The sequence below is a fragment of the Chryseobacterium aurantiacum genome (assembly GCF_003020585.1).
In the GTDB taxonomy this organism is placed as follows: Bacteria; Bacteroidota; Bacteroidia; order Flavobacteriales; family Weeksellaceae; genus Chryseobacterium; species Chryseobacterium aurantiacum.
Map to the genome: position 1 here is coordinate 169651 of NZ_PXUE01000005.1, position 23757 is coordinate 193407.

The window sequence follows — 23757 nt, forward strand, 5'->3', positions numbered from 1 at the left end:
AAAGTAAAGAAATTTCAATGTCTCATATAGAACATACAGAGTATTATTCAAATATACTGGGAATAAGCCTTAAGGTGGAAGTAACCGGACATTACGGGCACCCCATCATTATGTTTCCTACTTCTCAGGGGCAATATACCCAGAATCATGATTTTCATCTTAACGGAAGTATCAACTGGTTTGTAGAACAGGGAAAAGTAAAGCTTTATAATATCCAAACCATTGACAGCTGGAGCTTTTATGATGAAAAAATATCACCACAGCAGAGAATCAGAAATTATGAACGGTATGTACAATTCCTGATTAAGGAGTTCGTACCTTATATTCAGAAGCTTCATAAAACCCATCGCGTGGCAGTTGCCGGAGCCAGTTTTGGAGGCTATCATGCTGCCAACTTTGCTTTGAGGTTTCCGGATGTAGTATCCCACTTGTTTTGTCTTTCAGGGGCTTTCAGCATCAGAAATTTTATGGATGGTTATTCTGATGATCTGGTTTATTTCAACTGCCCAAGGGAGTTTGTAAGAAATGATGATGCCTGGAAATACAAACACATGCACATTGTATTAAGCACTTCTGATCAGGACATCTGTAAAGAAAAAAATGTTGAAATGGCTGAGATCTTAAGGATAAAAGGTATTGAATTTTGGTATGATGAAAGAAAGTGGATTGGTCATGACTGGCCATTGTGGAGAATGGTATTTCCAACATTTATAGGAGCCTATTTCTCTTAGAAACTATTTTAAAAGAATGACAAACAGTTTAAAAGGTACATTCAAGTTTTTTGAAAATCTGTGGTTTTCAACTTTTCAAAATAAAACCCGTGAAAGTCTTGTATTCTCCTTTTTGAGAAGAACTGTAAATCCAGGACTTGATCCGTTGGTTTTAAAACAACATATAAAAGCATATTTAAAATAAAAAATATACACCATTAAAAACAGAAATTATGACAAAAAAAGTAGGAATTCTATTCGGCATGGAAGATACATTTCCCTGGGCATTTATAGATAAGGTGAATGAACTGGGTGCCGGAGATATTGTAGCTGAACCTGTTACCATTGATAAACTGGAACAAGGAGCAGATTATGGTTATGCAGTGATTATCGACAGAATTTCGCAAGACGTTCCCTTTTACAGAGCTTATTTGAAAAATGCAGCCCTTAATGGCACTTATGTAATCAACAATCCGTTCTGGTGGAGTGCTGATGAAAAGTTTTTCAATAATGCATTGATGAGCAAACTTGGAATTCCACTTCCAAAAACAGTCTTGCTCCCATCGCACGAAAGACCCACTGACACTTCAGAAACATCATTCAGGAACCTGAAGTTCCCGCACGACTGGGAATATATTTTTGACTATGTTGGATTTCCTGCTTATATGAAACCCCATGATGGCGGAGGCTGGAAAAATGTTTACAGAGTAGAAAATCCAGATGATCTCTGGAATAAGCTGGGAGAAACCCAACAACTGGTTATGATGGTTCAGGAAGAGATTGTCTTTGATGATTATTACAGAGTATATTGTTTAGGCCAAAAATATGTTCATATCATGCCATATGAGCCTAGAAACCCCCATCACCTGAGATACGCAACAACGCATCAAACACAAGGTGAAGAGCTTGAAAAGCTATTAAAAACTATTCATGATTACACAATCAAAATGAATAAAGCCCTGGGATATGATTTCAATACGGTAGAATTTGCCATAAGAGATGGTATTCCTTATGCCATTGATTTCTGCAACCCGGCACCTGATGCAGACAGAAACTCTGTAGGAGAAGAAAATTTTGCATGGATTATAGAGCATTCAGCAAAGCTTGCCATTGAAAAAGCCAAGGAATATGTTCCGGGAAAACCCAATATCGCTTGGGGAACTTTTGTGAAAGATTCCATAAAATAACATTGAAAAAGAATTAAAAAAACACAACAAAATGCATCAATTTACTATTGGAATCGAAGAAGAATATCAGATCATCGATGTAGAAAGCAGAGACCTTATTTCTCATGTTTCAAAAATTATTGAAGGTGGAAAAGCGGTATTAAGTGAAAATTTAAAACACGAGATGCACGAATCCATGATTGAAATGGAGACAGGAATCTGCCAGAATATTCAGGAGGCCAGAGCTGAGCTGACCAATTTAAGAAGACATCTTATTAATACAGCTCATGAACAAGGGCTGCGTGTTTCCGGAGGCGGAACCCATCCTTTTTCTCATTGGTCAGACAACAACATCACACAGGGAGAAAGATATATCAAAATTGTAGATGATATGGGAGATGTAGCCCGGGAAAACCTTATTTTCGGACTTCACGTACACATAGGAATTCCCAACCGAGAAGAAGGAGTAAGAATTCAAAATGTGATGCGTTATTTTCTTCCGCACGTGTATGCCCTTTCTACCAATTCACCTTTTTGGATCGGAAGATATACAGGATTTAAATCTTATCGACAGGAAATTTTCGTGAAATTCCCCAGAACAGGTATTCCAAGCTACTTCAATTCATTGGCAGAATTTGACAGTTATGTTGATCTTTTGATCAAAACAGGCACCATAGACAATGCCAAGAAAATTTGGTGGGATTTAAGAGTTCATCCTTTCTACCCTACCATTGAATTCAGAATTTGTGATATGCCATTGAGAATTGATGAAACTGTATGTCTTGCCGCCATCATGCAGAGTTTGGTTGCTAAGATTTATAAACTACATCAGCAAAATCTAAGCTTCAGAAGTTATAGAAGACTTCTATTGAACGAAAATAAATGGCGTGCTTCCAAAAGTGGTATTGAAGCCCATCTGATTGATTTCGGAAAAGAAGAATCGGTTCCCTATCCTCTTTTATTAAAAGAACTTTTAGAGTTTATTGATGATGTTGTAGACGATTTAGGATGTCGCCATGAAGTAGAATATGCCTGGAAAATTCTGGAAAACGGAACCGGTGCAGACAGGCAGCTACAGATTTTCAAAGAAACCGGAGACCTTACAAAAGTTGTAGATTATATGATCTCAGAAACAGAGTATGGCATAACACATGGTGAACCCGCTTCGTAATATTTTTGGTAACTTTACAAAAAATTAGCATGTAATGAAAGATATTCGAATTGCCTTGCTGGACATGAACAACAATCATGTAAATCAAGGCTTTAGAAACATTAAAGAAATTTCCGAGACGTTTCAGCAAAATTCTGACGAAAATGTAATCATCAAGACATTTGATGTAAGGTTTAAAGACGAAATGCCAGAAATTGGAGACTTTGATATTTTTATTTCTTCAGGCGGACCGGGAACTCCACACAAAGAAGGTTTTGAGTGGGAAGAAAGGTTTGCTAATTTTTTAGATACCGTTTTTGAACATAATAAATACAACGAAGATAAAAAATATCTTTTCCTGATTTGTCATTCATTCCAACTGGCAAGTATTCATTGGAAGCTGGGAAATATCTGCAAAAGAAAATCTTATTCCTTTGGTGTAATGCCTGTTCACAAAACCAGAGAAGGCAGAGACGAATTCTTGTTGAAAAATCTACAGGATCCTTTTTATGCTGTAGACTCCAGAGCCTATCAATTCATTGAACCAGATCAGGAACGTTTTGAAGAATTAGGGATGACGGTTATGGCTATTGAAAAATTCCGACCTCATATCAATCTCGAAAGAGCTGTAATGGCTGTTCGTTTCTCGGATGAGATATTCGGAACTCAGTTTCATCCTGAGGCAAGCCCACAGGCATTGATAGAAAACCTGAAGGATGACAAGAACAGAGAAGCCATGATTGAAAATTTTGGAATGGAAAAATATCTCGAAACCATGGACAGAATAGATGATGAAGATAAAATCATCCTGACCAGAAACCAAATTCTTCCCAGATTTCTTCAGTTCGCAAAAAAAAACATTTTGAAAGAAGTTGAATCTTTAGCTTAAAAGATTAATTAATATTGGCTACAAAAGTCACAACAGTTTTTTAAAACCCTAATAGCTTTAAATTACTAAACTATTGGAGAAGTACAATTAGATTCTTGTGACTTTTGGGGTTAACATCTATTTAAATTTAATCTTGGATTTCAAGTTTATATTAAATAGTTACAAAATATTAAATCGGGCAATTTTGTTCGATTTTTTTTAACATCACAAAAGAAAAAATATGATCCCAAAATATAGAAAACAGTTTAATCAGGAGTTTTCAGAAGAGAAATACGAGCAGCTTAAGGATATTTTAAAACAAAAAAGCGGTGTAGAAGCTGGCTTTAGAACTTCAGAAAGTCCTATTTTCCTTACTAAAGAATTTGAAGGTAAATTACTGGAGGCGAGTGAAAGTATTATTACCCAAATTAAGGCTCTTCCCTCTGAAACTCTTCAAAAAGCAATCCCGGAAAACTGTAGGGTTCCCAATGATACTGATCAACCTCATTTTTTCACCATAGATTTTGGAGTCTGCAAAAATGAAAATGGAGAAATAGAACCACAATTGATAGAACTTCAGGCTTTCCCGTCATTATATGCCTTTCAAAAAAACTTTGAAGACACCTTTTGTGAAGTCTACCCTTTTCTCGCAGATATTAGAAATACAATGCCCCAAAGCACTTTTCAGCAACATTTAAAAGAATTAATTGTAGGTGATGAAAATCCTGAACATGTAATTCTTCTTGAAATCTTCCCTGAAAGACAGAAAACAGCCATTGATTTTGCTTTTACGGAAAAATTACTGGGCATAAAAACAGTTTGCCTTACAAAAGTAAAAAAAGAGGGTAAAAAGCTGTACTATGAAAACAATGGAAAATTAGTCAAAATTAAAAGAATATATAATCGGGTAATATTTGATGAACTGGACAGAATTCCTGATCTTGTCACTGAATTTGATTTCCGTGAAGAGGTTGATGTAAAATGGATTACCCACCCAAATTGGTTCTTTAAAATCTCAAAGTTTCTTTTACCTTTATTACAACATCAATTTGTTCCAAAAAGCTATTTTCTGCATCAGTTTCCGAAAACAGAAAATCTTGAAGACTTTGTATTAAAACCACTATTTTCATTTGCAGGAAGTGGTGTTAATTTAAATCCCACCAAAGAAATCACAGATGCTATTGAAGATAAGGAAAATTATATTTTGCAGAGAAAAGTAACCTACGAACCTATTTTTGAAGACATTAACGGAGAGTTTTCAAAAGCAGAGATCCGTTTACTGTATATCTGGAAAGAAAATGATGAACGTCCTATTCTGTTGGAAAACCTGGGAAGGATGACAAAAGCAGCAATGGTGAATGTAGATTTCAATAAGAAGGATGCTATCTGGATTGGAAGTTCCAATGCTTTTTTTGCAGAAAGTTAATTGATAAAATATAACAATCGTGATAAAAAAACGGCTGTACAGTGTAGTACAGCCGTTTTCTTTATTTTAACTTATAATTTTTACAGGTTTTTGTTGTCTTCCAGCAATTCTCTGGCCTGATATTCCTGTACAAGGTCAATAGCATTAGAAATAACATCACTTAAAGCAGTAATGAAAGTTCCTTCCTCTGCCATTCCTATGGCATGTTTTAAAGCTTCAATTTCTTTAGGAATAATCTCATAGCTTACATCTTTACCAGCTTCATTAATTCCGTCTATAATCAATCCGTTAATTTCTTCCTCTGTTCTTCCACGAAGGTGTTTTTCATTTCGGATGATAATATAATCGAACATTCTTCCGGCAATTTTTCCGCATTCTTTAATATCGTTATCTCGTCTGTCTCCAACACCGGAAATAATGCCTATTTTCTTTGTAGATTCTACATTTTTCAGATAATCTTCAATTGCTTCATAACCTGATGGATTATGGGCAAAGTCAATCAGAACCTTAAAGTTTTTGAATTTAAAAACATTTAATCTTCCCGGAGTAAGCTGTGCACTTGGAATAAAGGTTCTTAATGAATTGGAAATATCCTCAATACCAAATCCCTGAAGATAACTTGCCAAACTTGCAGCCAGTACATTTTCAATCATAAATCTGGCTTTTCCTTCCATTGTAATCGGGAAATCCTTTGCCTTTCCGATTCTGATCTTCCAGTCTCCTTTTTTAATGGTTACAAATCCCTCTTCGTAAACACAGGTTATTCTTCCTTCCTTGGCGAATTTTACAATATGTGGATTATTTTCATCCATACTGAAGATAGCGACATTACTGTCTAGATCATTCACTATCTTCATGGAATACTCATTGTCAGCATTCAATACGCTCCAGCCATTTTTTTTGACACTATCAAGCACCACTCTTTTCACCTTGGCAAGATCTTTTAAGCTATGGATATCATTCATGCCCAAATGATCCTCCTCAATATTGGTCAATACCCCGATATCACATTGCGAAAATCCTAATCCGGAACGTAGAATTCCTCCTCTTGCGGTCTCAAGAACAGCAAACTCTACAGTAGGATCCTTTAATATAAATTCCGCTGAAATAGGCCCGGTAGTATCACCTTTTGACAGCATTGTATTCTGAATATAAATTCCGTCTGAAGTTGTAAATCCTACTCTATAGCCGTTACTCTTTACAATATGTGAAATCAACCTTGTAGTAGTTGTTTTTCCATTCGTACCCGTTACCGCAATGATAGGAATTGTGAATGGTTTTCCTTGCGGATAAAGCATATCCACCACCGGAGCGGCAACGTTTCTCGGAAGCCCTTCACTTGGGGCAAGGTGCATTCTGAACCCCGGTGCTGCATTCACTTCTATAATGGCCCCACCACTTTCCTTTAAAGGCTGGGTAAGGTTTTCTGCCATAATATCAATTCCACAGACATCCAATCCGATGATCTTGGAAATTCTTTCTGCCATCGTAATGTTTTCAGGATGAACCATATCGGTAACATCAATTGACGTCCCTCCTGTCGAAAGATTGGCTGTAGACTTTAAATAAACCACCTCTCCTCTTTGTGGAATGGTTTCAAGGGTATACTGAAGTTTATCAAGCAATTCCAGAGTATCCTTATCTACCTCAATCTCGGTAAGAACATTTTCATGCCCATATCCACGTCTTGGATCCTTATTTTCTTTTTCAATAAGTTCCTGGATATTATGATCTCCGTCCCCCACAATATGAGCAGGGACTCTTCTTGCCGCAGCAACCATTTTATTATCAATCACCAACACCCTGAAATCATATCCGGTAATATATTTTTCAACAATTACCTTTCTGGAATATTTTTGAGCGTGCTCCAATCCTATTTTAGCAGACTCCCAGTCATTAACATTAATAGAGGAACCTTTTCCGTGGTTTCCGTCCAAAGGTTTTAAAACAATTGGGTATCCTATTTTTTTGATAACATTTGTTAAATCTTCCTCATCTACCACCAGATCTCCGATAGGTACAGGAATTGCTGCATCGTGGAGCATTCTTTTGGTTAATTCTTTATTGCAGGCGATATCTACAGCAATGGAACTTGTTTTTCCGGTAATGGTGGCCTGAAAACGCTGCTGATTTACCCCATATCCAAGTTGTACCAGGGAGTTTGTTCCCAAACGAATCCAAGGTATTTTTCTGGAAACAGCTTCTTCTACAATACTTCCGGTAGATGGTCCCAAGCGAACACGCTCCCTTATTTCCTTTAATTTGTGAATACAGGCATTCACATCATAATCTGTACCGTCAATTAAGGATTGTGCAATCTTTACCGATTCTTCAGCAGCATAAATTCCCACATTTTCTTCAAGATAATTGAACACTACATTATACACTCCCGGAGTTTTTGTTTCCCGGGTTCTTCCAAAGCCAACATCCATCCCTGCAAGGGTTTGTATTTCCAGGGCGATATGCTCTATGACATGCCCCATCCAGGTTCCTGTTTCCACTCTATGGAAAAAACCACCTTCCACTCCTTCTGAACACCTATGGGTGATCAGTGACGGGAGTAATCTTTCAATTCTCTCCCTGAATCCTTCTATTTTATTGGTAGGATAATTCTCCATTTCCTCAAGGTCCAACCTCATCTGTATCAGCTTCTTTCTTCTGATACTCCAGATATTAGGACCACGTAGTGCCTGAATCTTTTCGATTTTCATAGTCTATTGGCATTTTAACAGTTAATAATAACTCTTTTCAAAATCAAATATAATATAAAAGCCTAAACAAAACTACAGTAGGCTTGAAGATTTACTAAAAAAGAATTAAATTTAATTAACATTTCTAAAACATTAAAAATCAACTAAAGATGGCACGAATTTCGCCAAAGAATGTTAATTATTTTTTATTTTTGTACCATGATGAAACCTGTTGGAAAATTAATAGTAATTGGAGGAGCTGTAAACAAGGGAAGTTTTTCAGAAACCGATTATGATCAGAATATCGAAAAGAATCTTAACTTTTTTGAGCGTGGGATCCTACGAAAGATTATCAATGAATCAAAGCACAAAGAAGATTCTGTCATTGAAATTGTAACAACAGCCTCCCAAATTCCTCAGATTGTAGGTTCGGAATATAAAAAAGCATTTGAATTTCTTGGTGCTAAAAATGTAAATGTTCTCGACATTCATAACCGTGAAGAAGCCAATTCTGATGCTATGGTAGCAAGGGCTAATGCTGCGGATGTGATGATGTTTACGGGTGGAGATCAGCTGAGGCTGACTTCTATTCTGGGTGGAACAAGATTTCACGATACTATTTTACTAAAGTATCAGGAACAGGACTTTATTTACTCAGGAACTTCTGCAGGTGCCGCCGCTGCCTCGGAAAATATGATCTATCAGGGAAGCAGCTCTGAAGCACTTCTAAAAGGAGAAATCAAAACTACGCAGGGATTAGGTTTAATTGACAACGTAATCATTGATACTCACTTTGTACAAAGAGGAAGAATAGGACGCCTTTTTCAGGCAGTAGTGAATAACCCAAGAACACTGGGAATCGGACTTGGAGAAGATACGGGACTTTTCATCCATAATGATGTGATGACCGCCGTAGGTTCAGGTCTTGTTATTCTGGTAGACGGAAGATTCATAAAAGACACCAACCTTACGAACATCAACCTGGGAGAACCCATTTCCATTGATAATTTAACGGTTCATGTGATGTCTATGAATGATCATTATGATCTTACAACAAAGAAGCTTACTATTGAGAACTCTCAGTTCAATCCAATTCCTCAGGATAAATAGTTAAAAATAATATAAAACGGAACTTCGGTTCCGTTTTTTGTACCCTATGATCTGTTAAGAATTCACACAAAGCTTATTACATTGCTTTATTCTTTAGTTTATCAGGTTAATAATGAACTGCATAAAAGTATTTATCTGTTATCATTAATCAAACAGATCGAAAACCTTTCCATTTGCTTATATCCTACTTCACGAAAAAATTCCAAATAAATCCTATACATCGAATAGCTCAGAATAGCCTAATGATTATAGTGATTTGAGACACAGAATCAGAAAAAATTATTGAAAAACATGTGTTTTTTTATAATATGACGTAAATCATAAATATTCAATATTCTGATTTTAAACACATTAAATCATTTTTAATATTTTAAATAAGACATTAATATCCTATTTAAAATAAATTACTTTATCTTTGTTTAAGCTAATCATGAAAGCAATTTAATGATTAAGTAGCTAATTAAAAAAAACAAAAATGTTCAGGATTTTTACGGATATTAATAAGAAAGCATTCATAAATGCGCTTGTTGCTACTTTCGTGGTTATAGCAATCACAGTTATTGGTTCTTTACAATTACAAAATTTCGATGCGGCCCTCATTATCTATTTTTTTGGGACCATCAGTATGACCTTTGGGGTGGTCTATCATCATTCTGTCTGGAAGCAAAGGCCTCCTACCAAAAAGTACTGGCAAAGGACCTGGGAATTCGTTTTCAGTAAAGATTACCTTACCTATATCAAAGAAATTATACAATTATCCGTACGTAATATCTTATTCCAAAGATTTATTGTTCCTCGAGGAAAAATGAGATGGTTTGGTCATTTTTTGTTAGCTAGCGGCTGTCTTATCTCTTTCGCTGTTACTTTCGGGCTTACATTCGGCTGGATGCATTTTACTTTAAAGGAAGGTACTACAACAATGTATGAAACTCACATGTTTGGAATTACGGTGATGAGTTTTCCTCTTAACTCTATTGCAGCATTGCTTCTCTTCCACATTTTGGTATGGACGGCTATTATGGTAATTATAGGTAGTTTGATTATGATGCATAGAAGATTTGTAGATGAAGGCCTCATTGCTACCCAATGGTTTGAAAGGGACTGGTTACCCTTAATTCTATTAATTGCCGTATCGGTAACAGGTCTAGGCATCTGGTTCGATTATTCATATCTGGAAGGTAAAATGAGTCAGTTTATGGCCATTACCCATGCTATAACCGTTGCCATGTTTCTGATGTGGATTCCATTTGGAAAATTTTTTCACATCTTTCAAAGACCGGCACAGGTGGGAGCAAACATCTATAAAATTGAAGGAAAAAAAAGAGGACTGCAAAAATGCCCTCATACCGGAGAAGAGTATACCACAAAAATGCACATTGATGACCTAAAAGAAATTACCAAAGAAATGGGATTCGATCTTGAACGTGAAGACGGAAAAAATTATCTGGAATATAGTCCAGAGGGAAAAAGATCCTGCTTTGCAAAAGCGCATCTAAAAGCAAGACAAGAATCAGGTAGTTATTTTGGTTAAAAAAAATTATTGAAAATGGCAAAATTACCCATATCAGCAGATGAAATCATAGAAGTATTCGGACCGCACAAGCATTACCCGAATAAGGAAAGTATAAGATTAAATTCTCAAAACCCAGACAGTCTTGTCAAAACCCATTGTTGCTTTTGTGGCTTACAATGCGGTATCCAACTTAAAGTAAAAAACAGCAAGGTCGTTGGTTTTGAACCCTGGAAAGAATTTCCATTCAATGAAGGGAGACTCTGTCCGAAAGGTGTACAGCGCTACATGCAGGATAACCATCCCGACAGGCTTTTAGCGCCCTATAAAAGAATAGAAGGTAAAGGATTTGTTCCTATAGAGTGGGAAGAAGCCTACGATGTTGTTATTAAAGAAATCAAAAGAATTCAAAATACATACGGACCCAATGCATTTGCTATGCTGTCAGGAGTTTCGCTTACCAATGAAAAAAGCTATATGGTAGGGAAATTTGCCCGTGTAGCTCTTAAAACAGCCAATCTTGATTATAACGGGCGGCTTTGCATGGTGAGTGCAGGAGCCGGAAACAAAAAAGCTTTTGGTCTTGACCGCTCTTCAAACAGCTGGGAGGATCTTGCTCATGCAGAAGTAATCATCATCACTGGAGCGAATGTAAGCGAATGTTTCCCCGTACTCACTTATAAAATATGGGAAGCCAGAGATAACGGAGCAAAAGTCATTGTAATAGATCCCCGACAGATCCCGATTGCACGTACAGCAGATCTGCATTTGCCATTAAAACCGGGAACAGATGCAGCTCTAACCAATACAATGCTGAAAGTCTTAATAGATAATGACTGGCTTGATCATGACTTCATTAATAATCACACTTCAGGATTTGAAGAAACTATCGCTTCAGTACAGGAATGTACCTTAGAATGGGGAGAAAAAATTACAGGAGTACCCGCTGATTTAATATACAAAGCCGCAGAAATGTGGGGAAAAGCCAAAACCAGTTTCTTAATGCATGCAAGAGGGATTGAACACCAGTCTAAAGGCGTACTGAATGTTTTAAGTTGTATCAATTTAGTTCTGGCAACAGGAAGATTGGGAAAACCCTACTGTGGATATGGAACGATTACCGGACAAGGAAACGGACAAGGAGGACGTGAACATGGACATAAATGTGATCAGTTGCCAGGAAACAGAGATATAGAAAACCCTGAACACCGACAGTATATTTCAAAAGTATGGGGAATCAATGAAGAAGAATTACCCGGAAAAGGACTCAGTGCCTATGAAATCATTGAAGCCATAAACAGAGGTGAAATAAAGGGATTATTATCCATATGTTTCAACCCTTTGGTCTCTTTACCCAATAATAAAAATGTAAGAAAGGCCCTGGAAAAACTGGAATTCTATGCAGGTATAGATTTCTTTCTCTCAGAAACCCTGAGACATGCAGACATAGTCCTTGCAGGATCTTTACAGGAAGAAGAAGAAGGCACCGTGACATCAGCAGAAGGAAGAGTAATCCGCATACAGGCAGTAGTAAACCCACCCGGAAAAGCAAAAAAAGACAGTGAGATCCTGATGGAACTGGCACGAAGGTTAGGTGTGGGAGACAAATTCAGTTATGCGCGCAGTGAGGATGTCTTTAATGAGTTGAGAGTAGCTTCCAATGGCGGTTCAGCCAACTATTACGGAATTACCTATGAAAGAGTGGAAAAAAACATGGGAGTCTTCTGGCCCTGCCCATCTGAAGACCATCCCGGGACTCCTAGACTTTGGGAAGACCGAAAATTTAACACTCCAGATCAAAAGGCTCACTTCAACCCCACTCCATATAGAAGCCCTGCTGAAGAACCAGACGAAGATTTCCCTATCGTTCTGACAACAGGAAGAGTGGTAAGCCAATATCTCAGCGGCTCTCAAACAAGAAGAATAGGCAAGCTGGTAGATCTTTACCCGGAACCTTTAATGGAGATTCATCCCAAAATGGCAGCCAGATACGGAATTGAAAAAAATGATCTGGTGAAAGTAACTACAAGAAGAGGAAGCGCTCTATTTCCTGCAAATATTGTAGAAACCATAAGGGAAGACACCCTATTTATACCTTACCATTGGGGAGGCGTCAATTCAGCAAACCAACTTACAATTGATGAACTGGATCCTGTTTCAAAAATACCGGAATTTAAAGTCTGTGCCTGCCAAATAGAAAAAACAGGAAGAAAAAAGGGAGAAAATTCGGAAGAACTAGCCTACCTAAGCAGAGATATTCATTATTAAATTAAAAAACATGGCGGAGCAATTTGAAAAATTTAATGACATGGAATTTTTTCTGGATATGCAGCGCTGCATTGGCTGCCACTCTTGTGAGATGGCCTGTGCAGAATGCGAGACCAACGGAGAAACTTCTATGATTCATATACATTATGTAGACAGAGCAGAAACTATCCAGACCACGGTTCAGGTATGTATGCATTGTGATGATCCTATTTGTGCTAATGTGTGTCCCGCAGATGCCATTACCAAGGACGAGTTTGGGATTGTTCATTCTGCAGATACATCCAAATGTATTGGTTGTGCCAATTGTGTAATGGGATGCCCATTTGGAGTTCCTCAGATTCCGGACCAGAATGCTATGCTCATGATGAAATGCAATATGTGCTATGACAGGACCAGTACAGGACTGAAACCGATGTGTGCTACTGTTTGTCCTAGTGGAGCATTAACCTATGATACAAGAGAAAATGTAGCGAAAAAAAGACCTAACAGTACTCCTGTAAACCGTTTCATCTTCGGAAAAGAAGTTGTAAAAACAAAAGTGAATCTAATGATGCCTAAAGGCAGTGAAGAATTAAAAGTTTTTTAAAGCAGATAATATGTCAAACGATAATAAAAAAATTCCTGCATGGAAATCTGATTTCCCTATCAAAAAAAGAGAAGCAGCCTACGTTTCCCGAAAAGAATTCATTAAACTGATTACCTTTTTTTCAGGAAGCCTTGCCCTTGCCAACACTGCCATTCCATTATATAATTATTTCCGGGATAAAAAAGAAATTGGAGAATATTTCGTAGGCCTTACTACCGATCTGAAAATAGGAGGTATGAGAACATTCTATATCAATGAAGATCATAGAAATCCTTATATGCTGATAAGGCTTTCAGAAGAAAAATGGAAAGTATTTGAGCAAAAATGTACCCACCTTTCCTGCTCCGTGTTATATAACCATGAAGAAAATGTTATTGAATGCCCTTGCCACCATGGATTTTTCAGTCCTGAAGACGGTAAAGTGCTTCAGGGGCCGCCGCCTCGCCCACTTCCTCAATTAACTGTAGTGATCAAAGAAGACAAGATTTTTGTAAGGGATTTTGTGCAGGATGCCTCAGAAGAAACAGGAAAACATTCATAAAATAAAATCACTGCTATGTCATACAGAAAAAAAACTGCAAAAAAAGTTACTTTCAGAATTAATGAAATGCTGGTTACCATTATCAGCATCTACATATTGCTGGTGAGCATCCAGATGTGGCTTTTGTTTGGAACAATTAATAAAGCTTTGGATCAGGAACATTTGGATTTTGCGGCTTATTCTGCTATAGGTTCTGTGATCCTGTTTTTAATAGCCATCTATTTCCTGCGGTATGTAAAATATATCCCAACAGGTACTAAAAATGAACCCGATGAAAATGAGAACCATAAATACTGATTTACGGGACACCTTTGGCAGAAAGCATGATTATCTGAGGCTATCCATAACCGATAGCTGTAACTTCCGATGCTTGTACTGTATGCCAGATGAACCCTTTACCTGTACCTCATCTTCCGAACAGATGAGTAATGAGGAGATTTTTGAAATTTCAAAGGTTTTTGTTGAACGTTTCAATATAAATAAAATCAGGATCACAGGGGGTGAACCTTTAGTAAGAAATGGATTTTCTACAATCATTGAAAAACTTGCTTCTCTAAACATTAATATCGCTCTTACAACAAACGGAGTATTGCTTCACAAGTATTTCGATCTGTTCCAAAAATTAGGAATCAAGGATTTAAATATAAGCATAGATTCTCTAGACAGGAGCAAATTTAAGCACATTACAAAAAGAGATCAATTTCAGAATGTCTGGAATAATATTACAGAAAGTATTGATCGAGGGTTTAATGTAAAACTTAATGTAGTCGTTATGCGGGGGTTTAACGATAATGAAATAGCAGCATTTACAGCACTTTCACATCAATACCCTATTGAAGTACGATTTATTGAGTTTATGCCTTTTTCAGAAAATGCATGGGAAAAAGACAAGGTCATTTCAATTGCTGAAATGCTCAGAATTATTTCTGAATATCATGATTACTATAAAGTACAGGACAATGTCCATGACACTTCCCGAAAATATAAAATCAATGATAAAAGTAAAGGTTTTTTCGCCTTTATCTCTACAATGAGCCATTCATTCTGTGAAGGGTGCAACCGGATACGGCTGACTTCTGACGGTAAAATGAAAAACTGCCTTTTCGGAGCTGATGAGTTTGATCTTTTAAAAATGTTTCGGGAAGGAAAGGATATTGAAAACTCTATTCAAAAAGGAATTTTAAAAAAACACAAAGAAAAAGGAGGACAGTTTTCCGACCTTGAAACTGTTTGTAGCAAAGAACTTGTGAACAGAAGTATGATAAAAATAGGAGGTTGATTTTTTTTACCATCCGACAGGACAAAAAAAACATATCGAAAAAGTTTATTAAAATAAAAAACAGAGATGCGAAAGACAAAATGATTGTCTCTCGAATTTCAACTCGCTGAACTCAAAAACAGATTGCTCTATGGAAAAAATAACAAAACTGGCCGCTCTGATAGTAGCCATACTGGTTATGCTACAATGCAAAAAAACAGAATTAACTAGCCATTTACAAAAGGATACTCCTGCTGTTTCTCAAAATATAAAAGCCAGCGAAGATCAGCATCAACATACTCATACCGATCAAGATGATTCAAAATACATAAGTAAAGAGCTTAAAATAATTGGAGACGTAGTAAACCCGCTTACCATTACAGTAGATTCTTTGAAAAAAATGAATGTCAGAGAGTTTAAAGATTTTAAAATTGTATGCCAGTCTGGATTGACCAAAGAAAGCATACACTCCACAAAAGGCGTGTTACTGAAAGATATTCTTGAAAAAGCTAAAATCATACAAAAAGATCATACAGACCGCAATTTTTACATTGTTGCAAAAGCTACTGATGGCTACAAAGCAACTTTTTCATGGGGCGAAATATTCAATAACCCTACTGGAGAGCAAATTTATGTTGTATTCGAACAAAATGGAGAGCCTTTAAAAAATAAAGGAGAAATGGTACTGGTAAGCCTCAATGATACTAAAACAGGTCCCCGCCATGTAAAATGGCTTAAAAGCATAGAAGTTACCCGGGTACAGTAGAGATGTAGAACAATAAAAATGAATGGAGAATGAATTATTTTATCGAAGCAGCCGAAGCAAAACGAATTATAGAAGAAAATATCTTTAAAGCTTCCAGTATACAACTTCCATTGTTAGGTGCACTTGGGTTTTATTCTTCACAATCAATAGAAGCACCTATAAATGTTCCTTCTTTTGATAACTCGGCAATGGATGGTTATGGTTTTCACTTTTCAGATGGGGATGTATTTTCCAAACTCAGGGTTATTGATGAAATTCCCGCCGGTCCCTTTAGCAGATCATTGAAATTAAAAGAAGGTGAAGCCGTAAGGATATTTACCGGGGCTAAGGTTCCTCAGGAAGTTGACACAGTAATAATGCAGGAAAAAGTACAATATGATGGAGACTATATTACATTTGATCCTTTAGGAATACGCAAAGGGGACAATATTCGACTGAAAGGCTCGCAAACCAAAAAAGGAGATTGCATTCTCTCGGGAAACACCTTGATAACATCTTCTGTTATTGGTTTTCTTGCCGGATTCGGAATTGATACCATTAACGTTTTTAGCCCTTTAAAATTGGGATTACTAATCACAGGAAACGAATTAGTGGAAATAGGAAACCCACTGACAGATGGAAAAATATACAATTCTAATCAATATATGCTTCAGGCTGCATTAGCTGAGATTCATCAATCATTTTGTTTTGCACAACATGTAAAAGATACGTTTGAAGATACATTTTCGGCGGTACAAAAGTCTATTGACGAGGTAGATGTTCTTTTGATTACTGGTGGAATTTCAGTTGGAGACTATGATTATGTAAAAGCATCTTTAGAACAAACAGGAGTTGAAATACTTTTTTATAAGATAAGACAGAAACCCGGAAAGCCATTACTCTTTGGAAAACTCGGCAAAAAATATGTCTTTGCATTACCAGGGAATCCTGCTTCTGTTTTTTCATGTTACCATCAGTATGTAAAACCATTTCTACTAGGCCTTGCAGGCAGAACCAATTTTTATGAAGAACAAGACTGGGCCGTCTCAGAAACGTATAGTCAAAAGAAAAGCACAGAGCTGACCCAATTTCTGAAAGCCTATCATCATCATGGAAAGGTAACCATTCTGAATGCACAGGAATCTTATAAAATGAACTCCGCTGCTCAGTCTAATTGTCTTGTTGAATTTGCAAAGGAGAAAACAGAAATAAATATTGGTGAAAAGATAAAGATTTGGAAAATGTAAAAGTAAAAGGCCGAATCTGGATAGAAACAGACTATGGTTTAAGAATAGGTAAAGGCAGGACCGCCCTGCTCGAGCAGATTGACAGGCTTGGATCCATTACCGAAGCCGCAAAAGTATTGAGAATACCCTATCGGAGAGCATGGGGAATCATACAGGATATCAATTCCGCCTCTTTGCAAAAACTTGTTATAAAGAAAGCTGGGGGAAAGGCAGGAGGAGAAAGCTGCCTCACAGAATACGGAAAGAATATCGTAGAAGAATTTAAAACAGTAGAAGAACACTTCCAAAAATTTTCTAAGGATGAAAGCAATCGTTTTAGCAGGAGGAAAAAGCTCCAGGATGGGACAAGATAAGGCACTGATGAAACTCAACGGCAAATATATGATTGAATATATTACCCATACACTTTCTCAGTTTTTTGATGAGGTCCTGATTTCCGGGAGTCTTTCCAAGTATGATGGCTTTCAGAACAATGTCATAGAAGATTTGGTAAATGGTAAGGGTCCAATGGGTGGTATCTATTCTGCTCTGGAATATTGCAAGGAAGATATTTTCGTATGCAGCTGTGATATGCCGTTCATTTCTCCGGACCTGATCAAAAATATTCTTCAGAGAAAAAAGGAGAATAGAATAAATGTAGTTTGTCTAGGCAAAAAAATCTATCCCGTTTTAGGCATCTATCCTCTGTCTATTATTAATGATTTAATGAAATCTATTGAAAGTGAAAATCTCAGAATGACTCAATTTCTGGAATTACAAAATACCCACTACATTGATTATAATGACAGTCCGACAGATCAATTTTTGAATATAAACACGCCGGAGAATTTCCAGAATGCAGAAACTATAGTCAACAAAATTTACAAGCAATGAAAAAGATTTATGTAACGGCAGGAGCTATTCTGCTATCAATAAACGTAATCGCACAAGAAAAACCAAAGATAGATTCCCTAAAAAACTATTATGAGATACAGGAAGTGAATATCTATGGAAAAGAAAAAAATGAAGGCCCCATTCACAAGATTACGATGCAGCAGATTCAGGATTTTAATAAAACAAATGTTGTAGATGCAGTCAACCTTTTGCCCGGAGTAGCCATTACACAAATGGGTGCAAGAAACGAGGGAAGTGTTTTGGTAAGAGGATTTAACTCACTTAGAACACCTGTCTTTTATGATGGTATTCCTATTTATACGCCTTATGATGGTAATTTTGATTTAAGTCGTTTCACCACATTCGATATCAATAATATTTCGGTAGAAAAAGGGTTGGTTTCTGTACAATATGGTCCCAATACGATGGGAGGAGCCATCAATATTGTATCCAGAAAACCAATAAAAGCCTTAGATATAGATGGTCAGTCCGGAGTTGGTTTTGCTGACGGGACAGGAGTTAATTCCTACTTTACATCACTCAACATCGGAACAAGACAACATAAATATTATATCATGGGTTCCGCATCATTATTGAAAATTGATAATTATTTGATTTCAAGAAAATTGGAAAGAACTGCATTACAACCCTCATTGGAAAGAAAAAATTCTGCATCAATGGATGTTCGGCTTAGTGCAAAATTCGGTTATACTCCTAACCAGACAGATGAGTACTCTTTCAGTATCATCTCCCAAAATGCAGATAAGGATATTGCACCGAATGCATTGAAAACAGGAAACAGCAACTGGCGAAATTATCCAACGTATGATAAAAGGAGTATGTATCTGAAAACAAGAACATTGATTGCAGCCAAAACTTTTGTAAGTTTTACCGGATACTATGATACCTATTACAATAAAATGAAGCAGTACGATGATGATCAGTACATTTTACTCAACAAAAATTCTTCTTTCACAAGTGTATACGATGATTATTCACTGGGGGGAATTTTAAATCTGACAACAGAAGCCATTAAAAATAACGTGATTACCTTATCCGTCAATAATAAATTCGATTCTCACAAAGAGTATAATGAAGAAATTCCGGCAGACACAACCACTGGGCAAAAATTCAAAGCTGGAGAACCTGAGCAAAATTATAAAGACAACACATTTTACGTAGGCCTCGAAGATGTAATAACCATTAATTCTTTTATAAAAGCCATTGCTGGAGTTTCATACAATTCAAGAAATAATATGAAAGCACAGGAGTATGGAACCCATTATGTCACTGGAGAAAAAAATGTATTGTATGATTTTCCGAAAGGATCTGATAACGCATTCGATTATAAGGGAGGGATCATTGTGGAACCTGTAAAAGATCATTTAATCACCTTATCAGCTTCAAAAAGATCAAGATTTGCCTCTCAGAAAGAAAGATATTCCAGCCGTTTTGGAAGTCAGGTTCCTAATCCGGATTTGAAATCAGAATATACCTGGGCTTATGATATAACCTATTCTGCCAGGTTAGGGAATAAATTTAATTATGAGATTTCAGGTTTTATTAACAATATAAGAGATGCCATTTTTGCCAGAACCGTAGGCACTTTAGACAATGGAAATCCTATTAGCCAAAATGTAAATATCGGTAAGGCCGTCTTTCAGGGTTATGAGCTTGCGTTTGGATATACTCCAGTCAAAAACTTGACTTTAGGAGCCAATTATAGCTATATCGATATGAAAGATAAAACAGAAGGAAGCAGTGAGAAATTCACCGACGTTCCTAATCATAAAATAATGGCATACACAAAATTAGAAGTACCGAAGTTACGTACATCACTTAATGTGAATGCAGAATTCTATGGAAAAAGATATATAACAAGCACCGGAGATCAAGCACCAGAGTTTACATTACTTAATGCTAAGCTATCTGTAAACATTGTGAAAGGGATCAATTTTGACTTTGGTGTTAGAAATTTATTCGACAGAAACTATTATCTCTCTTACGGATATCCCAAAGAAGGAAGATCTTTCATCACTGCCCTAAACTATCATTTTTAAAATTTAAGCTAATGAAAATAAAAATATTTGGAAAACTAACCGACCTTTTTGGAGGGAAGGTATATGATCTTCCTTCTGAAAACATCACTTCAGTTTCTGATCTAAAATCGAAACTTGTAGAAAAACTCCCTGAATTGGCTCAAACAAACTATTTAGTAGTCGTTAACGGAGTAAAAGCAGAAAACAGCACCCTACTATTTGAAACATCAGAAATTGCCCTATTACCACCCTATTCCGGAGGTTAAAATTGAAGTAAAATGGATTTAAACAGATACAACAGACAGATGCTTTTACCAGATTTTGGAAAAACTGCACAGGAAAAACTTTCACAATCATCCGTTTTGGTCATTGGTGCGGGAGGTTTAGGATGTCCTGTTCTTCAGATTCTGGCGTCTTCGGGAGTTCATTGCATAGGGATAGCAGATTTTGATGACGTAGATCTCCATAATCTTCATCGTCAGTTCCTGTTCACAGAAAAAGAAATTGGTCAACCCAAAGTAACCGTTGCAGCAAACCGACTTAAGGAAATAAATTCTGAGATAGAGATCAAAATCTTTAAGATACCCGTTAATGCAGAGAATGTCATTTCTATCATCAGAGATTTTGACGTTATTGTAGACTGTACAGATAATTTCAGTACCCGTTACCTCATTAATGACGCCTGCTTTATCCGGCAAAAGCCACTGGTCTACGGATCTATCTTCAGATACGAAGGTCAGGTTGCTATTTTCAATGTGATGAAAGACGGAAAGATAACCAATTATCGGGATCTTTTCCCCAATTCCCCAAAACCAGATGAGGTTCCAAACTGTAATGAAGCCGGTGTTTTGCCTACCCTTTCATCCATTATCGGAACCATTCAGGCCAACGAAACCATCAAATTATTGATTGGTTCACCTGAGGTGTTGGTACACCAATTATTAGTCTTTGATTTACAGAAATACCAATTCATGACCATTCAGTTTGAAGAAGATCAGAACAAAATATTTCCCAGAAATGAAAAAGAACTTAAAGACTTTAATTATGAAAAATTCTGTGGGATCAAAACTGAAGATGAAATAAATTCTCCTGTTCAATTAAAGAAATTCCTAAAAGAAGAACAGTCTGTTTTAGTGGATGTCCGGGAAATTGATGAATACCCAAGGTTATCGGAAATTAAGCTTAAAGAAATTCCTTTATCTGTTTTGAATGAAAATATAGAAACCTTAAAAGAATTTAATCATATCTGCTTTATCTGTGCTTCAGGAGCCCGAAGCAGGAAAGCAATGGAAACGGCAAAATCTTTTTTACCTGAAAAAAATATTAAACATTATCCTTCGGGAGCAAAATCAATAGAAGATGAAAAAAATTAAAAACATATTTATAGAAGGTCCCATCAATCCGGATTTTGTTGCAGAAAGTATCAGGAAACATTCTTCTAAGCTTCAAATAGGAGGACATAGCATCTTTCTTGGACAGGTGCGTGAAGATGAATCAGATGGAAAAAAAGTCAACTCCATAGAATTTACCGCCTATCAGGAATGGGCACTCCAGAGCGCTTATGATATCAGAGAGGAAGTGATCTCCAAATACGGTTTATCCTGCGCTCACATCTATCATTCTTTGGGAAAAATACAAAAAGGTGAAATCTGTTTTTTTGTATTCACCTCATCACCTCATCGTAAAGAGGCCATTAAAGCCTGTGATGAAATAGTAGACCGTGTAAAAAAAGAAGTTGCCATCTGGGGAAAAGAAATATTTGAAGATCATACCCATACATGGAAAGAAAATAAACAATTATGATAAACATTACCCACAAATCATACACATTAAGAAAAGCAATTGCCGAAGCAACAGTAACGGTAAGCTCGCACGAAACCATTGATGCCATCCTGAATAACAAGGTCCCAAAGGGCAACGTTTTTGAAATGGCCAAAACCGCAGGATTATTTGCGGCTAAAAGGACAAGTGACCTTATTCCGGACTGCCATCCCCTGCCTATAGAATATGCCTCTATCAATTTTGAAATAAAAGAACAAAATATCACCATCACTTCAGAAATTCATACCATTTATAAAACAGGTGTGGAAGTGGAAGCCATGCATTCGGCTTCTGTAGTGGCATTAACGATATATGACATGCTGAAGCCCATTGATAAAAATATTGAAATCCAAAATATTCGGCTTATTGATAAAAAGGGAGGAAAATCAGACATCAAAGATTCGGGAGAAGGATTAAAAGCCTCCGTCATCGTTTGCTCCGACAGTATTTTTGCAGGAAAAAAACAAGACAGTGCAGGAAAAGCCATCATTGACAACCTGAAAAAAAATAAGGTAGATATCGAAAATTATATCATTATTCCTGATGAAGTAGAAGATATTCGTGCTACAGTAAAAGAAAGCGTAGCAGCAGGGATCAATCTTATCCTCATTACTGGAGGTACCGGTCTTTCTAAAAGAGACGTTACACCGGAAGCTTTATATCCTATCCTGGAAAGACAAATCCCCGGAATAGCTGAAACGATGAGGAATTACGGGCAATTGCGCACACCCTACTCCATGCTTTCCAGAAGCTTAGCGGGTACAGTGGGAGACTCATTAGTTATTGCCTTACCTGGTTCTACCAGAGGCGCCTCTGAATCTATGGATGCTATTTTCCCGGCTGCTCTGCATCTGTACAAAATAATAAACGGAGGGCAGCATTAACTATCTTTTTACGACAAAAGGATTGAATATTTTTGAACCCATAAGGCCAATTTAAATTTATAATTCATGTATGAAATCAGTTTGTAACAATATCTTATTTTTTGCTTTTTCATTTCTACTCCTTTTCATGGGCTGTAAAAAAGCAGATAAAAAGCCTGTCAGTGAATCTACTTCTCTCTCAGTGGCGGCAGCCGCTAATTTAAGAGACGTATTAATGGTTTTGAAGCAAAGCTATATTAAGGATAATCCGGGCTGTACAATAGAAATTACATTTGGTTCGTCGGGAATGCTTGCCCAGCAACTCTTAAATGGTGCTCCTTATGACCTCTTTCTTTCCGCAGATACCAACTTCCCTCAAAAGTTGAAGCAGGCCAATAAAACAGCCGATAAAAGCAAAATCTATGCTTATGGGAAACTGGCCGTCTGGAGTAAAAATATAGATGTATCCAAAGGTCTTGAAGCCCTTTCAGATCCTAAGATTCGTAAGATTGCCATTGCCAACCCAAAAATTGCTCCCTACGGAAAAAATGCGGTGGAAACTTTGCAGAAATCAGGGCTGTATACTGCAGTAGAAAATAAAATTGTTTGGGCAGAAAACATCAGCCAGGCTGCCCAATTTGCCTCTTCGGGCAATGCTGACATTGCTTTTATAGCCTTATCCAATGCCCTCAATAAAGAAATGAATCAAAAAGGAAAGTATTATGAATTGTCCAAAGAAAGTTCACCCATTGCCCAAAGCGGTGTGGTCATCAAAGGAAAAAATATAACTCTTTCTCAACATTTTTTCAGTTATCTGACCAGTAAAAAAGCAGATGAAATATGGCTAAAATATGGCTACGGAACCATAGCACATTAATATAACCTA

At 36.8% G+C, this 23757-nt stretch carries 23 protein-coding genes; 22 read left to right on the forward strand and 1 reads right to left on the reverse strand.

Annotated features, from left to right (window positions below; all coding sequences use genetic code 11):
• The first annotated feature begins 17 nt into the window (after window positions 1-17).
• From C7D53_RS16910 to C7D53_RS16930, 5 genes are all read left to right on the forward strand, one after another.
• Complete coding sequence (locus C7D53_RS16910; RefSeq protein ID WP_106917590.1) at window positions 18-731, forward strand: alpha/beta fold hydrolase; 714 nt, start codon at window positions 18-20, stop codon at window positions 729-731.
• Between the two features lie 212 nt (window positions 732-943).
• The gene (locus C7D53_RS16915; protein WP_106917591.1) at window positions 944-1897 is read left to right on the forward strand and encodes an ATP-grasp domain-containing protein; all 954 of its coding nucleotides are present in this window, start codon (window positions 944-946) and stop codon (window positions 1895-1897) included.
• A gap of 31 nt (window positions 1898-1928) precedes the next feature.
• The gene (locus C7D53_RS16920) at window positions 1929-3047 is read left to right on the forward strand and encodes a carboxylate-amine ligase (RefSeq protein ID WP_106917592.1); all 1119 of its coding nucleotides are present in this window, start codon (window positions 1929-1931) and stop codon (window positions 3045-3047) included.
• Between the two features lie 34 nt (window positions 3048-3081).
• A complete protein-coding gene (locus C7D53_RS16925) occupies window positions 3082-3915 on the forward strand; it encodes a type 1 glutamine amidotransferase (RefSeq protein WP_106917593.1) in 834 nt (277 codons plus the stop codon).
• 220 nt (window positions 3916-4135) lie between these two features.
• A complete protein-coding gene (locus C7D53_RS16930) occupies window positions 4136-5320 on the forward strand; it encodes an ATP-grasp domain-containing protein (RefSeq protein WP_106917594.1) in 1185 nt (394 codons plus the stop codon).
• An 80-nt stretch (window positions 5321-5400) separates the two neighbouring features.
• On the opposite strand, the gene cphA is transcribed toward C7D53_RS16930, so the two are convergent.
• Complete coding sequence (gene cphA / locus C7D53_RS16935; RefSeq protein ID WP_106917595.1) at window positions 5401-8031, reverse strand: cyanophycin synthetase; 2631 nt, start codon at window positions 8029-8031, stop codon at window positions 5401-5403.
• Between the two features lie 201 nt (window positions 8032-8232).
• Here cphA and C7D53_RS16940 point away from each other — a divergent pair, with 201 nt between their 5' ends.
• From C7D53_RS16940 to modA, 17 genes are all read left to right on the forward strand, one after another.
• Entirely contained in the window at window positions 8233-9120 is an 888-nt protein-coding gene (locus C7D53_RS16940; protein WP_106917681.1) for a cyanophycinase, read from the forward strand.
• 475 nt (window positions 9121-9595) lie between these two features.
• Entirely contained in the window at window positions 9596-10651 is a 1056-nt protein-coding gene (locus C7D53_RS16945; RefSeq protein WP_106917596.1) for an MFS transporter, read from the forward strand.
• Between the two features lie 15 nt (window positions 10652-10666).
• A complete protein-coding gene (locus C7D53_RS16950) occupies window positions 10667-12898 on the forward strand; it encodes a molybdopterin oxidoreductase family protein (protein WP_106917597.1) in 2232 nt (743 codons plus the stop codon).
• A 10-nt stretch (window positions 12899-12908) separates the two neighbouring features.
• A complete protein-coding gene (locus C7D53_RS16955; RefSeq protein WP_106917598.1) occupies window positions 12909-13484 on the forward strand; it encodes a 4Fe-4S dicluster domain-containing protein in 576 nt (191 codons plus the stop codon).
• A 10-nt stretch (window positions 13485-13494) separates the two neighbouring features.
• Window positions 13495-14025 carry a QcrA and Rieske domain-containing protein gene (locus C7D53_RS16960; protein ID WP_106917599.1) on the forward strand — a complete coding sequence of 177 codons (531 nt, stop codon included), beginning with the start codon at window positions 13495-13497 and terminating at the stop codon, window positions 14023-14025.
• A gap of 15 nt (window positions 14026-14040) precedes the next feature.
• On the forward strand, window positions 14041-14322 hold the full coding sequence (locus C7D53_RS16965) for a DUF6755 family protein (RefSeq protein ID WP_106917600.1): 282 nt from the start codon (window positions 14041-14043) through the stop codon (window positions 14320-14322).
• A complete protein-coding gene (gene moaA, locus C7D53_RS16970; protein ID WP_106917682.1) occupies window positions 14303-15304 on the forward strand; it encodes a GTP 3',8-cyclase MoaA in 1002 nt (333 codons plus the stop codon). Before C7D53_RS16965 ends, moaA begins: the two co-directional genes overlap by 20 nt.
• A gap of 130 nt (window positions 15305-15434) precedes the next feature.
• Window positions 15435-16049, forward strand: coding sequence for a molybdopterin-dependent oxidoreductase (locus tag C7D53_RS16975; RefSeq protein ID WP_106917601.1), 615 nt, complete (start codon window positions 15435-15437; stop codon window positions 16047-16049).
• Between the two features lie 29 nt (window positions 16050-16078).
• Complete coding sequence (locus C7D53_RS16980; protein WP_106917602.1) at window positions 16079-17275, forward strand: molybdopterin molybdotransferase MoeA; 1197 nt, start codon at window positions 16079-16081, stop codon at window positions 17273-17275.
• Window positions 17263-17628 carry a winged helix-turn-helix domain-containing protein gene (locus C7D53_RS16985; RefSeq protein ID WP_106917603.1) on the forward strand — a complete coding sequence of 122 codons (366 nt, stop codon included), beginning with the start codon at window positions 17263-17265 and terminating at the stop codon, window positions 17626-17628. Before C7D53_RS16980 ends, C7D53_RS16985 begins: the two co-directional genes overlap by 13 nt.
• Window positions 17576-18148: a molybdenum cofactor guanylyltransferase gene (gene mobA, locus C7D53_RS16990; RefSeq protein WP_106917604.1), complete on the forward strand. Its 573-nt coding sequence runs from the start codon at window positions 17576-17578 to the stop codon at window positions 18146-18148. The genes C7D53_RS16985 and mobA overlap by 53 nt, the downstream gene beginning before the upstream one ends.
• Window positions 18145-20208: a TonB-dependent receptor plug domain-containing protein gene (locus C7D53_RS16995; RefSeq protein WP_106917605.1), complete on the forward strand. Its 2064-nt coding sequence runs from the start codon at window positions 18145-18147 to the stop codon at window positions 20206-20208. The genes mobA and C7D53_RS16995 overlap by 4 nt, the downstream gene beginning before the upstream one ends.
• An 11-nt stretch (window positions 20209-20219) precedes the next feature.
• On the forward strand, window positions 20220-20453 hold the full coding sequence (locus C7D53_RS17000) for a MoaD/ThiS family protein (protein WP_106917606.1): 234 nt from the start codon (window positions 20220-20222) through the stop codon (window positions 20451-20453).
• Window positions 20454-20465: 12 nt separating this feature from the next.
• Window positions 20466-21560 (forward strand): ThiF family adenylyltransferase, encoded by a 1095-nt coding sequence (locus C7D53_RS17005; protein WP_106917607.1) that lies wholly within the window; start codon window positions 20466-20468, stop codon window positions 21558-21560.
• Entirely contained in the window at window positions 21547-21990 is a 444-nt protein-coding gene (locus C7D53_RS17010) for a molybdenum cofactor biosynthesis protein MoaE (RefSeq protein WP_106917608.1), read from the forward strand. The genes C7D53_RS17005 and C7D53_RS17010 overlap by 14 nt, the downstream gene beginning before the upstream one ends.
• Complete coding sequence (moaCB, locus tag C7D53_RS17015; protein ID WP_106917609.1) at window positions 21987-22892, forward strand: bifunctional molybdenum cofactor biosynthesis protein MoaC/MoaB; 906 nt, start codon at window positions 21987-21989, stop codon at window positions 22890-22892. Before C7D53_RS17010 ends, moaCB begins: the two co-directional genes overlap by 4 nt.
• Before the next feature lie 70 nt (window positions 22893-22962).
• Window positions 22963-23748 carry a molybdate ABC transporter substrate-binding protein gene (modA, locus tag C7D53_RS17020; protein ID WP_228422399.1) on the forward strand — a complete coding sequence of 262 codons (786 nt, stop codon included), beginning with the start codon at window positions 22963-22965 and terminating at the stop codon, window positions 23746-23748.
• Window positions 23749-23757 lie beyond the last annotated feature (9 nt).